The sequence below is a fragment of the Gordonia sp. NB41Y genome (assembly GCF_030718915.1).
Classification (GTDB): domain Bacteria; phylum Actinomycetota; class Actinomycetes; order Mycobacteriales; family Mycobacteriaceae; genus Gordonia; species Gordonia desulfuricans.
On the sequence record NZ_CP132196.1, the window covers coordinates 3,193,490 to 3,207,641 of the forward strand.

Sequence of the window (14,152 nt, forward strand, 5' to 3'; positions counted from 1 at the left end):
CGTTCGGGTGCTCAGAGTCCGAACCGGGCGAGGCCACGGCGGTGTGCGAAGCGCGTGGCGGCCCGGAACAGGGCACGTCGCCTGGGGGTGTAGGGGAACCAGTTGAGATCGTTGACGGGGACGGGAATCCAGCTGGTCGCCACCACCTTCGTGCGCGTGTACTTGAGCAGACCCTGCTCGGCGGCACGTCCGCCGATCCCCGAGGTCTTCCAGCCGCTCTGGGGGACCTCGGCGCACATCATGTTGGCCAGGAACTGGTCGATGTTGACCGCACCCGCGTCCAGACGAGCCGCGACCCGCTCGCCCTCCTGGGTGCTGCGGGCGAAAACCGTTGCACTGAGACCGAAGTCGGAGTCGTTGGCCAGTGCGATGGCCTCCTCGGTGTCGGCGACCTTGACGATCGGCAGGACCGGCCCGAAGGTCTCCTCCTGCATGATCAGCATGGAATGGTCGACGTCGACGAGCACGGTCGGTTCGAACCAGGTCCCGGGTCCGTCGACCTTGTGACCACCGGTGAGCACCCTGGCGCCCTTCTCGACGGCGTCGGTGACCTGCCGGTCGACGACGTCGATCTGGGGCGGATGGGTCAGTGCGCCGACGTCGCTGTTGTCCCCGACCCCCGACCTCAGCGAGCGCACCTTCTCGGTGAGCTGGTCGACGAAGGCGTCGTAGACCCCCGCGGCCACATACACCCGCTCGATGCCCATACACACCTGACCGTTGTTGGTGTAGCCGCCGTACAGGGCGCAGTTGACCGCGCGGGGAACGTTGGCACCGTCGAGCACGAGGAGCGGATCCTTGCCGCCCAGTTCCAGACTCACCGGGGTGACGGTCTCGGCGGCACGGGCGGCCACGCGTTTCCCGGTGGCGACCGAACCGGTGAACTGGACGAAGTCGACCACGTCGACGAGCGCCTGGCCGGTCTCGCCACCGCCGAAGGCGACGTCCACCACCGCGGGCGCCCCGATCTCCCGCCAGCCGCGCACCAGGGCCTTCACGCCCAGCGGTGTCACCTCGGAGGGCTTCAGGATCACCGCGGAACCGGCGAACAACGCCGGCAGGGCATCGCCGAAGGTCAACAGCAGCGGGTAGTTCCAGGCGCCGATCACGCCGACGAGGGGCCTGGCGGTCCGATGGACCGTGTACTTCTTTCCCAGGACGAGCAGTGACGAACCGCGAGTCGTGGTGGTGGCCATCAGCTTCGGTGCGACCCGCGTGTAGTGGTCGATCACCTCGACCATCAGGGTGAGTTCGAGGAGCGGTTCGTTTGCCGGCCGCCCGCCTTCGTCCTGGCCGATCCGGATCAACTCGTCGGCGTTGTCGAGCAGCCACTGGCGGAACTTCCGAATCCAGTGCGTGCGTTGCTTGACCCCGATCGCCTCCCATTGGGTCTGGGCCGTGCGGAGGCGCTCGGCCATCGCGCCGACCTGGTCGGCGTCGTGCAGGGGGATCTCCCCGAGAATGCTTCCGTCGCTGGGGCGCCGCACCGAGATGGTGTCGGCACCGGCGGGGATTTCCGGGTCTGTGACGTGCGTTGCGGCCATGCTTATCGAACCTTTGCGAGGATGCCGGAGAGGGCGCGGAGGAGTCGGCCGAACGGAACCCGGACGGCGTCGGGAAGGGAGCGGATCGCCACCACGGGACCGCTCAGCGAGACGGTGAAGATGCTGCCGAATGCGCGGCCGGACACCGTGTGGGTGGTGCCGTCGATCACGGCGTGACCTTCGAGGGTGGCGAAGCCGCTGACGAAGGCCACCTTGTTGCTGCCGGGGGCCGCCTTGATCGCCCGGCTCGAGGCATCACGCCGGGTGAAGGTCAGATCGATACTGCCCGAGTCGTTCTGGTCGGTGAGCCGGAACTTGTGGACGTATTCGACGCCCTCGTAGCGTCGGCGTTCGAGGACGTCGAAGCGGCCGGTGATGAAGTGGTGATGGTTCGAACCGTCCACCGAGACCGACGCGAACGGAACCGGATCACCCTCGGTGACGAAGCCGCCGGCCTGCACGACGACACCGTCGGGTCCCGCGCTCGGCGTCCAGTACCAGTTCCATCCGTTGACGAAGGTCGGCGGGCTGACCTCGCCGAGGTACGGCTCGAACCAGCCGAGCGTGCCGAACAGGTGCTCGACGTAGCCCAGGCCACCGACCTGGTACTCGACGTCACCGAAGGTGATCGTGCCGGAGCCGTTGAGCCGGTAGACGACCCAGTGCTTGAACTGGTCGTCGATGTAGCCCTCACGCTCGGCCTCCACCTCGGCGGTGTAGGTGATGTCGGCGACGATGTGTGCGCCACTGGCCGATTCGCCTTCGCTGTGCAGGTGATAGTTCGGGTAGGCACCGCAGAGTCGGGACGAACCCCCGCTCACGTCCATCGACGATGCGCTCGCCCGGATCGATCCGCTCGGCAACGGGCCCGAGCCGAAGTCGGCGATCAGTCCGGCGTCGGGGGAGATCAGCAGCCGGCGGACCTCCTCGATCACATTCGTGAACTTGGAGAAGATCGTGACCAGCGCCATGCCGTCGACCGGGGTTCCCGGTGCGTCGATGAGGAGATTGGCGTACCACCACTCGACCGGATGTGCCCGGCCGTCGGCTGCCTCCCCGACCTCGTTCGCTGTCAGCGTGCGTGCAGAGGCCACTCGGGCCACCTCCCGGGATTCACGGACCCATCTGGTAGAGATCCTTGCCAGAACAATTCTGGTAGGGGACCTTGCCAGACTGGTAGGGTCGCGTCAAGACCCCGATGACAGGAGATTGCGGTGGCTGATACCCCGCGACGGACCTACGCCGGCGAGACCGCCGCGGAGCGGACCGTGCGGCGTCGTGATGCCCTGGTCGATGCGGCGATCGCCCTCGTCGGCGAGCAGGGCTGGGCCGCTCTCCGGGTGGAGAAGGTCTGTGCCGCGGCGGGTTTGAACAATCGCTACTACTACGAGAGTTTCGGGAGCCTGGACGCGCTGTCGGTTGCGATGGTGGATCGGCTGACCGACGAGATCCTCGAACTGGTGGTGGTCGAGGATCTGTCGGGGCCGACCTCCGACCTGATCGAGGTCATGGTCGCGACCCTGGTGGATCATGCGGCGGCGTCTCCCGCCCGTGTACAGGTGCTCTTCGACGACCTCGGCACCAACCCGGCGGCGGCGCAACGGCGGACGGAGGCGGTGCGCCGGATCATCGACGTCCTCGTCCTCGACGGCCGGACCGTTCACCAGACCACCGACCCGATTGTCGAGGTCACTGCATCCGTGCTGGTCAACGGCAGTATCCGCACGATGCTCGACTGGCTCGACGGCCGCCTGGAGCTGACCCGGGACCAGTTCGTGCAGCAACTCACCCATATCTGGACCACCACCACGCAGGCGGTCCTGTCCGATCCCGCTGATCTCGGCGCCGACAAGCGCTGACCTCGGGTTATTGCCCATCGCCGGGCGGGGGCCGGCGATGGGCGACGGTGTTCGCCACCCGAGCCGTCGTCGCCCTTCGTGATAGACCGGTCTGGTCCGAGTGTTCTGTCGCATCGCCGGGAGGGTGGCCCGTGATCTGTCCGCGCTGTTCGCAGGAGGTCCGTCGACGCGAGCGCACGGATCGGGTGTGCGAGAAGTGCGGTCGCCCGTTCGCGCTGGAACCCAAGGAGACCATGCACGGCCTCCACGACGTGCGGGTCCGCAAGCTCTCGGCGAAGCTCCGCACCGCCGACGACCTGGCCTTCACCTACACCCAGTTCATCTACGCGACGGCCCGCAATCGATTGTCGTCGCTGAACGGGGAGTGGACGAGCTCGGTGGTCGGATGGGCGGCGGGGATCGTCGTGTTCTGCTACTTCCTGGTTCTCGTGTCGCTTCCGATCACGATGCTCGGCTCGCTGAGCACGCTGTGGACGATCCTCGCGCTGATCGGCTGTGGTGTGGCGCTGATCGTCGTATCCGTGATCGCTCATCTGGTGCGCAAACCGGTCATGCTCCAGAAGATCCGGATCTCGCTCGACGTCGCACCGGCCGACCTCGCCGAGGGGGTGGAGACCCGCTGGCGCAGTGTGTACGGCGAGCCGATACCCGGCGCGGTCAACGACGACGTCGCGCCGCTTCCGTACACAGACCACCCGCGGGTCGCGGTGGTCTGCCCGAGCCGGAGTGTGCTGGTCTGCCTGGCCGCCAACGGATTCGCCGACCGGTATGCCGTGGCGCTGGTCCACCATCCCGACGACGCACCGCCGGGCGTACCGGTGCTGGTACTGCATGACGCGAGTCCCGCGGGGGTGGCCCTGATGGCGTACGCCCGCGCCCGGCTCGGACCGCGCGCCCGTGACGTCGGGCTCGCTCCGCGGATGGTGATGGACTCGCCGAAGGCACTGATCCTGCACGAGCCGGCGTTGTCTGCGGCGGAGGCGGCCGCACTGCCCCCGGGGCTGTCCGAGCGGGAACGGGAGTGGCTGGCGTACGGATGGTGGTCGCCGATCGCGGCCGTCCCCCCGCGCAGACTCCTGTTCGCGGTGGAACGTGCCCTCCCGTCCCACCGCGGCGAACCGCAGGCCGGACACGACATCGGCTTCCTCACCTGGCCGAACGCGTGAACCTGCAGCTCAGACTGCGGATGGCAGAAACGGCGGCCGCCGCCTCGACCGCGGTGTGATAGATGTGGACCCACCACGTACGGACCGCAGAGCGATCATGATCTGCCCGGAGACCGGCCGAGGAGGACCCGTCAGATGACCACGAGGACACCCCTCCGGTCTCGGCGTGTCCATCTCCGGGAACTGCCGGATCGCTTCGTCGACGCCGTTCTGGCACGCGCGGTGCGGCGTGTCGGCGCACCCACCGATCTGCGGTTCACGCAGCGTCAGCTGTACTACGAGGTCTGTCGCACACTCCTGCCCGTGCATCGGTTGCCGCGCACGCCTGCCTTCACCGTCCCCGCGCCCGTGTCCTACCGCCGGTTCTGCACCTGGCTGCGGCGATCCGACGACGTGCCCGGTCTACTGCCTCCCCGGCCGGCGCGGACCGGCGGCACCGGTTCTCACACACCCGAACCCGACCTGTACGCCTATGGACTCCCGCGCGTGCTGTGCTGTCAGGATCAGGACATCGCACAGATGCTGCGCGCCAACGGGTTACCCATGGAGTCGGCCTGTCTGGTGGTCGGCGTCGACGAATTGCCGTTGTCCGACGGGATCATCCGGATGCTCGGCAACGTCGACGACGGTCCGGCCCGTGTCTACGTCCTCCACGACGACTCGCCGATCGGCGCGGAGCTGCCCGGGCGGATTCGCGAACTCGCATCGGTGCCGAATTCGGTACAGGTGGTCCCGATCGGCCTGCGCCGTGGCCAGAGCGCCCCACTGCACCTGACCCGCACCGGATTCGGAATGGGCTCCGACGTCGAGGTGGCCGCCGTCGCCCCGGCGATGCTGCTCCGGAGCGTTCACCGGTTGGTCCGCGAGGTGCACCGGCACCACGAACCCCTCGTCGACGTCCGCGGTGCGCGTGCGACGGGATTCCTGACATGGCCGCAGCGGTGAGGACGACACGATGAGCCAGGCGCGACGATGACCCGACCATCCCCCCGACAGCTCACCTACACCGACGAGCTCCTCGCCGACCAGAGCGTGTATCGCCGGTATGCCGACGGCCACCAGGAATGGCGCCGCCGCGACGAACAGGGTCGGGTGTGGTGGCGCGACGATCGGGGGAGCAGCGGTGTCGACGAACCCCTCGGTCCCCGGATCGTCAAACGCACCTACCACGACGGTTCGGTGATCTACGGGCGCGAGAACGGATTCGGGCGCACCCTGTGGAGTGACGGCACCCTGACCCTCAACCGCTCGCGCTTCGGCGGGCGTCTCGGCGGTGTCCTCGCCGCCGCGGCCGGCGGTGCGGTGGTGGCCGGCCTCGTCTATCCGCCGGAGTTCCTGACCCCGGAGCAGGAGGCGCAACTCCAGTCCGAGCAGGACGACCCGGGGAGCAGCGACGGCGGGGGCGATTCCTATTCGTCCTGGGATGATGCCGGTGACGACAGCGGCGGTGATTTCGGTTGATCCCGTGGATCTTTCGTCGCCACGACGGTCGTGGTTGGTCCCCCGGTCCGGTGGGGTGGTAGGTGTCGCGATTCATCGTCCGCCCCGCCACCGCCGATCGGACCGGCCACGACTGGGTGCTCGTCGACGAGCCGGGTGTCGCCACCGGGCCGCTGACCGTCGGTGGGTTCACCGCGATCGGGGAGGCCACGGTCTTCAACGGTGCGGTACTGCGGCGCCGGTTGACGGCCCCGGTTCCCGAATCCTGCACGGACATGGAGTTGTTGGTCCATGTCTATGCCCAACTCGGACTGCCCGGTGTGGCCGAGGCCGACGGCATGTTCGCGATGATCATCGGCGACGGTGCGGATCTCGTCTTGCTGCGAGATCACGTCGGTGCGCGCACCCTGTTCTTCGCATGTGCGGGCGGGGCGTGGGCGGCGGCGAGCTCGTTGCGGGCCTTGGCATCCTGGCCTGCGCTCGACACCGGGCTCGACGTGCGGGCGGTGCGGTCGTTCCTCACCTTCGCCTACCTGCCCGGAGCCGAGACCTTCTTCCGCGGCATCCGCGAGATCGGACCGGGGCGATGTGTCCGCCTGCGTTCCGGCGGCGGCATCGACGAGAGCGTGCTCTGGGAACCCGCCGAGGCCGACGATCCGCTGGGAACCGATCCCCACGGTACACGGCTGCGGAAGCTGTTGGAGGAGGCGACTATCCGTCGTCTCCCGGAATCCGGGCCGGTCGGGGTCCTGCTGTCGGGTGGGGTGGACAGCAGCCTGGTGACCGCATTGGCCGCCGGGTTCCACGACGGGCCGGTCACCGCCTACTCCATCGGATTCGACTCCGGCACCCCCGACGAACTCGCCTACTCCGGGCTCGTGGCGGCGCACTGCAACGTGGAACGCCGAGTGCTCACCGTGTCCGGGACCGCGATCGCCGACAGGATGGCCGAGACCGTCGCCCTGCTCGACTGCCCGGTCGGTGATCCGCTCACCGTCCCCAATCGTCTTCTCGCACAAGAGGCGGCCCGCGACGGTCACGCGGTGATCCTGAACGGGGAGGGCGGCGACCCGGTCTTCGGGGGTCCCAAGAACCTGCCGATGCTCATCTTCGAGCTCACCCGCGACGACCCGTCGGTGCAGGCCCGGGCCGCCGCCTACCTGTCGAGTTACCGGAAATGTCTCGACGATCTGCCGACCCTGCTCACCGGTGACGTCCTGGACGAGCTCGCCACCACCGCACCGTCCACCGAGGTCCTGCTCCCGTACCTGGGTCCTGGCCAGATGCGCAGTCTGCTCAACAAATTGCTGCACACCAATCTGAGAACCAAAGGTGCGCACCATATCCTGACGAAGGTGGAACGGCTGACCGCGGCCAGTGGTGTGGAGGGACGTGCCCCGCTGTTCGACCCCGCGGTCATCGACCACGCCTTCGCCATCCCGCCGGAGCTGAAACTGCTTGGCACCACGGAGAAGTGGATTCTCAAGCAGGCGGTGCGTGACCTGTTGCCGTCGACCATCGTCGACCGGCCCAAGAGCGGTATGCGGGTCCCGGTGCAGCAGTGGCTCGACGGCCCGCTCCGCGATCTCACCCACGACGTGCTGCTCAGCGCCGACGCGGACCGCGGACTGTTCCGCCGCGACACCATCCGGGCATGGCTGCGCAAGGACGGCTCCTTGCTTCCGCGTCACGGCGGAAAGCTCTGGCTGGTACTGACTCTGGAACTCTGGTTGCAATCATTCGAGGTGGGACAGTGACAGGTACGTCACCGATCAAAGCGCAGGCAGACGATGTCAACGAGGTGCACGACGTCGCGACCTTCGCCGATCCCGGACACAACGTCGTGACACCGGTTGCGCAGTTCGCCCCCGAGGTGGCATTGGCGGTGGTCTCGACGCTGGCGACCATCGTCACCCGGGCCAAGACGAGCACGGCGGCAACGACTCCCGACGCCGACGGCATCACGCGCTCGCAGGTCTTCGAAGAGGGCGACGTCTACATGATCGAGAAACCCTTCGACGGGTTCTTCGCCGACCGCTATCTGATGGACTTCTACGACGTCACCCAGCGCGACCTGTGTTCGCGGATGCACCTGCACACCGGGCTGCGTTTCGTCCGCATGATGACCGGCCCGGACACCAGGATCCGGGTCGGCAGTCTCTCTCCGTTCGCGGTCACCGATGTTCCCGGTGTCACCCCGTTCACGTTGCGCGCCTTCACCGACGAGCTCCCCGACACCCCCGACGGCGTCGTGCGGACCCGCTACAACCTCGTCGTACCGCCGTGTTCGTTCGTCGACATGCAGGTTCCCCGCGGGGTGAGCCACCAGTTCAATGCGATCGGCCCGCACGCGGTGATCGACTCGGTGCATCCGGAGGAATCGGTGGAGGTGTTCCGCGAACAGATGTCGGGCTACCGGATGATGGCCCAGACGGTGTTCCTCGCCGACGAACTCCACGCCGCGGACGGGTGCACCGACCTCGGGGACGCCGACGCCGAGCCCGGCAGCTGAGCCGGGGGCCGCGCTCAGCTGGACTTGGTCTGCGTGTCGCCGACCGTGTCGCGCATGGCGGTGAGGGAGGCGAGCAGGATCTCCACCATCTGCGGAGTACTGCTCTCCATTCCGAAACCCTTCTCGCTGAGCGCCTCGGTGGCGGTGGTGGCGAGTGTGCGGCCCTCATCGGTGATCGTCACGCAGGTGGCGCGACGGTCGGTCGGGTGCGGGCTGCGGTAGAGCAAGCCGCGGTCTTCGAGCCGATCGGTGGCCAGTGTCGCGGTGGTGGCGTGCACGAGCAGATTGCGCGCCAGGCTGGAGATGAGGCGGGTACCCGATTCCGACAGCATCAGCGTCATCAGCATCAGGTAGTCGGTCAGGTTCAGCCCGTGCTGCTTGAGTTCCACCTCGACCCGGTCGGCCACGATGCGCTCGAAACGCAGCAGTGAGGTCATCGCCTGGAATCGTCGGGGATCTCCGACGAGGTCCTGCTGCTCCCAATAGTGGGCGGCCCATTCGACGGGGTCGGTGATGTCGGGCAGCTGCCCCTCGGCCTTCTTCTTGGCCGCCATCGAAACTCCTCGCCGATCACCGGGCATATCCGCGATCGGCAGCCCTTCGTCCAGCGACGATACAGTCTAGCGCTCGAATGCATATGTCTGGATCGGCCGTGTCGGCGCCGTCTGCGATCCGGTGTCGGCGGGCGGCGCCGACCGAATCCGCCGGCCGGTCGGGGTGGGCCGATTCCCTCGCCCGGCTCGGCCGATCGGCCACGGAGGCAGGCGGTATCGGCGCGATCATGCGAGGCGACGGCAGCCGGTGAGGGAGAGTCTGTGCGTGGGCGTCGGCACCGGGCACGTTCTGCGGCAAAGCGCCCCACCGACGATGTTCAGGTATGCGACTATCAATTCCGCGACCAATTCGGCCGCGCCGTCGCGGCGGTGGGCCGGACCGGTCGAACGATGCACAACTGTTCTCGACCGGGATCGGTGGCCCTCTGGCGAGGATCGACCGCCCCTCGCGGAATCCGGATACAAAGTGAGATTTTCGACACATGAGCGCACCGCGTGACGGCAACCTGCCTGTCGAACTGACGACCTTCGTCGGTCGGCGGGAGAGCATCACCCAGGCCAAGAACCTCTTCGCCGGGGGCCGTCTGCTCACGTTGGTCGGCACCGGCGGGGTCGGCAAATCCCGCTTCGCACTCAGGATGGCGCGCGATCTCCGCCGAGACTTCCCGGACGGCGCGTGGCTCGTCGAACTCGCCGATCTCGGTGAGGGGACTCTGCTGGCACAGACGGTCGGGGCCGCCCTCGGCGTCCGGAGCGAGATGGCTGACGCGACGGACAACCTGATCACCTACCTGCGCGATCGCCGCCTGTTGCTGATCCTCGACAACTGCGAACACCTCATCGACGACTGCATCGACCTGGCCAGCCGGATTCTGCACGCATGCGCCACCGTCAAGATCATCGCCACGAGCAGACAGGTCCTCGGTATCGACGGCGAACAGGCCTTTCCCGTACCCCCGCTCACCTACGACGTCACCGCCGGGCATCTCCGGAGCACCACCGTGCTGCAGGCCACCGACCGCACCCGGGTCGATCGGCACCGGACGCTCGCCGCCGCCACCGACTGGAGCTATCAGCTGTGTACCCCCGACGAGCGGCGCCTGTGGGAACAGTTGTCGGTCTTCGCGTGCGGGTTCACCGTCGACGCCGCCGTCGCCATCTGTCTCCCCGACCCGGGTGACGACGCCACCGTGGCCGTCGCCGACACCGCCGACACCGCCGCCCACCGGGACGCCGTCCTGCAGGCCCTCATCGGGCTGGTCGACAAGTCGGTCATCTCCCGCAGCGGGACGGCGGGGCAGCGTCGCCGGTATCGCGTCCTCGAGCCGGTACGCCAGTACGGTGCCGACCGGCTGGCCGAGTCGCCGGATGCGCGGATGGTGCACCAGCGTCATCGGGACTACTACTTCCGGTTCGCGCAGCGGGTCGCCACCGAGCACGGAAGCGATCGCGACATCGACTGGTATGTCGCCACCCGGGCCGAACACGCCAACCTCCGCGAAGCCCTCGCCTACTCGCTCAAGGATGCCGACGACGCGCGATACGCGCTGGAGATGGCGACGGTGCTGGCGCCGTTCTGGCAGCAGTCCAGCTCCATCCGCGAGGGATACGAATGGATCTGCACGGCGCTCGGCAAGGTCACCTCACCGTGCCGGGAACGTGCCGCCGGTCTGGTCGCGGCGAGCATCTTCGGTTTCCTCCTGCTCGAGGTCGACGACGCCCGGGCACTGCTGCGCGAACACCGCGAACTCCTGGCGCAGCTGGGGTTGCCCGACGACTCCATGGTGACCCTGCAGGCCCTGGCACTCGAGACGTTCATCGACGGCGACATCGACCGCTCGCTCGCCTTCGCCGAACGGGCGGTGGAACGAGGGATCGCCGGCGAGAACCCGGGCCGGGTGTCGGAGGTGATGGCGCTGGCGGTGCTCTATGCGATCGTCTTCGAGAACGAGAAGGCCGAGCGGCTGGCCGAGCACTTCCTGGAGTTCACCGAACAGCATGACTCCCAACTGCTCAAAGTGGTCGCGATGTTCCCGCTCGGCGCGGTCAGGTGGCGCAAGGGTGATCTCGACTCGGCCATCTCGCTCATGCGCGACGCGATCAGCCTCTCCGACGAACTCGACAATCCGGGACCGGTCGCCGTGGGTATCGAAGGTCTTGCGTGGGTGACGGCCGACAGCGATCCCGAACGGGCGGCGACGCTCCTGGGGGCCGCGGGAGCACTGTGGCAGTACCGTCAGATGCCGTTCGCTCAGGAGGCTGTGCACCGCATCACCGCCAAGGTGGAAGCGGATCTCCGGAAAAGCCTCGGCGACAAGGAGTTCGAACAGCGGACTGCGCTCGGACGAGAGCTGTCGTACCAAGACGTGGTCGCGCTCTCGCTGGAGAGCAACACCGATGCCCGGCCCCGCAACCGCGCCAAGGATGCCGACCTGACCCAGCGTGAGGGCGAGGTCGCCGCGCTGGTGGCCGACGGGCTCACCAACAAGCAGATCGCCACCAAACTCGTGATCTCCCCTCGCACCGTCGACCCGCACGTCGAACACATCTTCACCAAACTGGGATTCCGCTCCCGGACGCGATCGCGCGCTGGCTGATGGCGTCGTAGCCCGCGGGCCGATGGTGGCGTCGCCGCTACTCGGTGGAGGCCAGGTACGACAGCATCTCGACGCCGGCCGAGGTGAGGCGGACATCTCCCACCCTGCGCGCCGACGTCGGGAACGAGACGAGCCCGAGTTGTTCGAGTCGGCCCAGCTCGGGGCAATCGAGGCGGAGGCCGTCGGTGTGGCGGATGGTTCGGGCGGTGTCGCCGGTGTCGGTGATCTGATCCGATGGGAATGGACCGCCAGCGTTGTCACCGCAACCTGTGTGAGCACACTCATGTCCGTAGCCTTCATGGTGATACCTCCTAGTCGAAGACCCCCCGGTTCCCCTGGAACCAGCCTGGACCAGGGGCTCGGCCGAAACCATTCGTCGAACTACCTAGGTGACTACCTATGATCTGCATAACTACGCGGTTTGTCTGTGTCGTGGGCCATGCACGGGGTGGGAGGGGCGGCCGGAAGACGTGCCGACCGCCCGGAGGTGTGATCGACGCTGTCGGGTCAGGCCTCGTGGCCGACGCTGCTGCGCCCACCTCGGATCGCCGTCCCCGGTCGCGGACCCATGTTCTTCGATGCCACGATGCCGACGAGCAGCACGGCGGCCACGACGACGATGAACCAGCCGGTGGTGTGGAGTCCGTGGTCGGTGATGGTGGCCCCGGCGGTCAGCTGCATGACGACGACGGCGAGGTTGGCGCCGATGAACGCCATGGTGCGGTACATGCCGATGGCGGTGCCCACGTCGTCGACCGAGGTGACCGCGTTGATCAGGTTCTGGTTGCCGATGTTGTTGAAGCCGTTGGGTATTCCAAGGACTGCTGCCACGAGCAGGAGGACGAGGATCGGGGCGGTGGACTTCTCGACCGAGGCGATCAGGATGCCGCCGACGAGCAGTGCCGCGGTTCCGATGAGCAGCGTGGTGCGGGCGCCGTAGCGGCGGTAGGTGCGCGAGCCGATCATCGTCGCGATCACGCTCACCCCGGCGACCGGCAGCATGGTGAGTCCGGCCTCGATGGGGGTCATCTCGCGGACGTACTGCAGCCACTGCGGGATTCCGAAGAACACGCAGTAGAAGCAGGTGTAGGTGAGCAGGGTGCGGCCGAGGGTGGCGCTCAGTGCCCGGTTGCCGAACAGTGCGCGGACATCGAGGAACGGTTCGGGGGTGTGCCGTTCCCACAGGACGAAGGCGACGGCGGTGACCACGGAGACCGGGAGTGCCCACCAGGCGATCGATGCGCGCAGGGACACCAGGAACACCATCAGGATGGTGAGGGCGGGGACGAACAGGGCGATGCCGGTCATGTCGATGGCATGTAGGGCCGCACGCACCGACGGGGGCCGGTCGCCGGCGAATCCGACGTCGGCGCGGAGGATGAAGATACCGCTCAGCGCGGCGACCGGGATGTTGACCCAGAGGATGGACTGCCATCCGAACGTGCCGACGAGCAGTCCGCCGAGGGTGGGGCCCAGGGCGGCCACCGACTGCCCGCACACGACGAGTGTGGTGATGGCCGTTCGGGATTGGCGCCGGTACTTCTCGGCATAGCTGCGGACCATCGTCATCGCGTTGGGCATGTGCACCGAGATCCCGATGCCGAGCAGCACGTAGGCGGCGATGAGCCATCCGATCCCCGGGGCGAAGGTACCCACGAGCGATCCGGCGCACACCAGGACCAGGCCGGCGATGAAGACCCGGCGGGCGCCGAACATGGCGCCGAGGCGTCCGGCCATCGGGGCGCAGACGGCGGTGGTGATGTACATCGCGGAGATCACCCAGGAGACGCTCGCCGAGGCGCCGAACTGGGCGGCGATCCCGACGATCGCCACGGCGATCATCGAGGAGTTGAGGGGTTGGAGGACGGTTCCGGATGCGGCGGCGCCGCTGACATCGAAGGGGACCGGACGTTTGTCCTCGGTGGTGGGCTGGTTCTGGGTGAGGGTCATCGAGCGGCGCCGGTGACGTCGTCGGCGGGGGTGTCCTCGGCGATCCTGCGCAGGAGGCTGCCCGCCAGGAACAGCAGGTCACGTTCGACGGGAGTGCAGTGCGTGCTGATCGCCTCGGCCAGCCATTCGTTACGGGTGCTGCGGTCGGCCTCGAGGGTCTGGTGGCCGACATCGGTGATCGAGATCAGGGCGGCGCGTGCGTCATCAGGATCGGGGTGACGGGTGACCAGGCCCTGTTGTTCGAGATAGGCGACCGTCCGCGCCACCGTCTGGGGGGCGACCATCTCGGCGTCGGCCAGTGCGCGTGCGCTCATCGGGCCGAGCCGATCCACATGCGCCAGGGCCTGTACCTGCGTCGGGGTGAGCAGATGGCGTCCGGCGTTCTTGGTGCGGATACGTCGGTTGAATCGGACGATGTCGTCCCGGAGCTGGTCGACCCTCTCGTCCATCCGGTCCTCCTCGATACTTGGCGGCAACTTGATACACAGCATAGCTGTCTAGTTGTGTCGAATATTCCAAGCTGGCTGGCG

General features: G+C 67.7%; 12 protein-coding genes. 7 read left to right on the forward strand and 5 right to left on the reverse strand.

Features of this window, described 5'->3' with window-relative positions; translation table 11 throughout:
* Positions 1-11 precede the first annotated feature (11 nt).
* Both Q9K23_RS13795 and Q9K23_RS13800 read right to left on the reverse strand, forming a co-directional pair.
* Positions 12-1,544 carry an aldehyde dehydrogenase family protein gene (locus Q9K23_RS13795; protein ID WP_053776590.1) on the reverse strand — a complete coding sequence of 511 codons (1,533 nt, stop codon included), beginning with the start codon at positions 1,542-1,544 and terminating at the stop codon, positions 12-14.
* A gap of 2 nt (positions 1,545-1,546) precedes the next feature.
* On the reverse strand, positions 1,547-2,638 hold the full coding sequence (locus tag Q9K23_RS13800; protein ID WP_020790890.1) for a hypothetical protein: 1,092 nt from the start codon (positions 2,636-2,638) through the stop codon (positions 1,547-1,549).
* Between the two features lie 120 nt (positions 2,639-2,758).
* Here Q9K23_RS13800 and Q9K23_RS13805 point away from each other — a divergent pair, with 120 nt between their 5' ends.
* The 6 genes from Q9K23_RS13805 (at position 2,759) to Q9K23_RS13830 (ending at position 8,521) form a co-directional block, all read left to right on the forward strand.
* Entirely contained in the window at positions 2,759-3,403 is a 645-nt protein-coding gene (locus tag Q9K23_RS13805; RefSeq protein ID WP_020790885.1) for a TetR/AcrR family transcriptional regulator, read from the forward strand.
* 233 nt (positions 3,404-3,636) lie between these two features.
* Positions 3,637-4,569, forward strand: coding sequence for a hypothetical protein (locus Q9K23_RS13810; RefSeq protein WP_305950159.1), 933 nt, complete (start codon positions 3,637-3,639; stop codon positions 4,567-4,569).
* Positions 4,570-4,704: 135 nt separating this feature from the next.
* Positions 4,705-5,514, forward strand: a complete 810-nt coding sequence (locus tag Q9K23_RS13815; RefSeq protein WP_053776587.1) for a hypothetical protein — start codon at positions 4,705-4,707, stop codon at positions 5,512-5,514.
* 27 nt (positions 5,515-5,541) lie between these two features.
* Entirely contained in the window at positions 5,542-6,030 is a 489-nt protein-coding gene (locus tag Q9K23_RS13820) for a hypothetical protein (protein ID WP_053776586.1), read from the forward strand.
* A 62-nt stretch (positions 6,031-6,092) separates the two neighbouring features.
* Complete coding sequence (locus Q9K23_RS13825; RefSeq protein WP_020790799.1) at positions 6,093-7,766, forward strand: asparagine synthase C-terminal domain-containing protein; 1,674 nt, start codon at positions 6,093-6,095, stop codon at positions 7,764-7,766.
* Positions 7,763-8,521, forward strand: coding sequence for a hypothetical protein (locus tag Q9K23_RS13830; RefSeq protein ID WP_020790803.1), 759 nt, complete (start codon positions 7,763-7,765; stop codon positions 8,519-8,521). The genes Q9K23_RS13825 and Q9K23_RS13830 overlap by 4 nt, the downstream gene beginning before the upstream one ends.
* Positions 8,522-8,535: 14 nt before the next feature.
* Here the strand turns inward: Q9K23_RS13830 and Q9K23_RS13835 are convergent, their stop codons facing one another.
* Positions 8,536-9,075 (reverse strand): MarR family transcriptional regulator, encoded by a 540-nt coding sequence (locus Q9K23_RS13835; protein ID WP_053776585.1) that lies wholly within the window; start codon positions 9,073-9,075, stop codon positions 8,536-8,538.
* Positions 9,076-9,557: 482 nt separating this feature from the next.
* On the opposite strand from Q9K23_RS13835, the gene Q9K23_RS13840 reads away from it, so the two are divergent.
* Positions 9,558-11,672, forward strand: coding sequence for a LuxR C-terminal-related transcriptional regulator (locus Q9K23_RS13840; protein WP_020790807.1), 2,115 nt, complete (start codon positions 9,558-9,560; stop codon positions 11,670-11,672).
* Positions 11,673-12,179: 507 nt separating this feature from the next.
* Here the strand turns inward: Q9K23_RS13840 and Q9K23_RS13845 are convergent.
* Positions 12,180-13,622, reverse strand: a complete 1,443-nt coding sequence (locus Q9K23_RS13845) for an MFS transporter (RefSeq protein WP_053776584.1) — start codon at positions 13,620-13,622, stop codon at positions 12,180-12,182.
* Positions 13,619-14,071, reverse strand: a complete 453-nt coding sequence (locus tag Q9K23_RS13850) for a MarR family transcriptional regulator (protein WP_020790806.1) — start codon at positions 14,069-14,071, stop codon at positions 13,619-13,621. Before Q9K23_RS13850 ends, Q9K23_RS13845 begins: the two co-directional genes overlap by 4 nt.
* Positions 14,072-14,152: the final 81 nt, after the last annotated feature.

Coding starts and splice junctions, on each gene's coding strand:
- Q9K23_RS13840 (WP_020790807.1), top strand. CDS start 9,558: ATGAGCGCACCGCGTGACGGCAACCTGCCTGTCGAACTGACGACCTTC.
- Q9K23_RS13820 (WP_053776586.1), top strand. CDS start 5,542: ATGACCCGACCATCCCCCCGACAGCTCACCTACACCGACGAGCTCCTC.
- Q9K23_RS13795 (WP_053776590.1), bottom strand. CDS start 1,544: ATGGCCGCAACGCACGTCACAGACCCGGAAATCCCCGCCGGTGCCGAC.
- Q9K23_RS13835 (WP_053776585.1), bottom strand. CDS start 9,075: ATGGCGGCCAAGAAGAAGGCCGAGGGGCAGCTGCCCGACATCACCGAC.
- Q9K23_RS13810 (WP_305950159.1), top strand. CDS start 3,637: ATGCACGGCCTCCACGACGTGCGGGTCCGCAAGCTCTCGGCGAAGCTC.
- Q9K23_RS13845 (WP_053776584.1), bottom strand. CDS start 13,622: ATGACCCTCACCCAGAACCAGCCCACCACCGAGGACAAACGTCCGGTC.
- Q9K23_RS13850 (WP_020790806.1), bottom strand. CDS start 14,071: ATGGACGAGAGGGTCGACCAGCTCCGGGACGACATCGTCCGATTCAAC.
- Q9K23_RS13815 (WP_053776587.1), top strand. CDS start 4,705: ATGACCACGAGGACACCCCTCCGGTCTCGGCGTGTCCATCTCCGGGAA.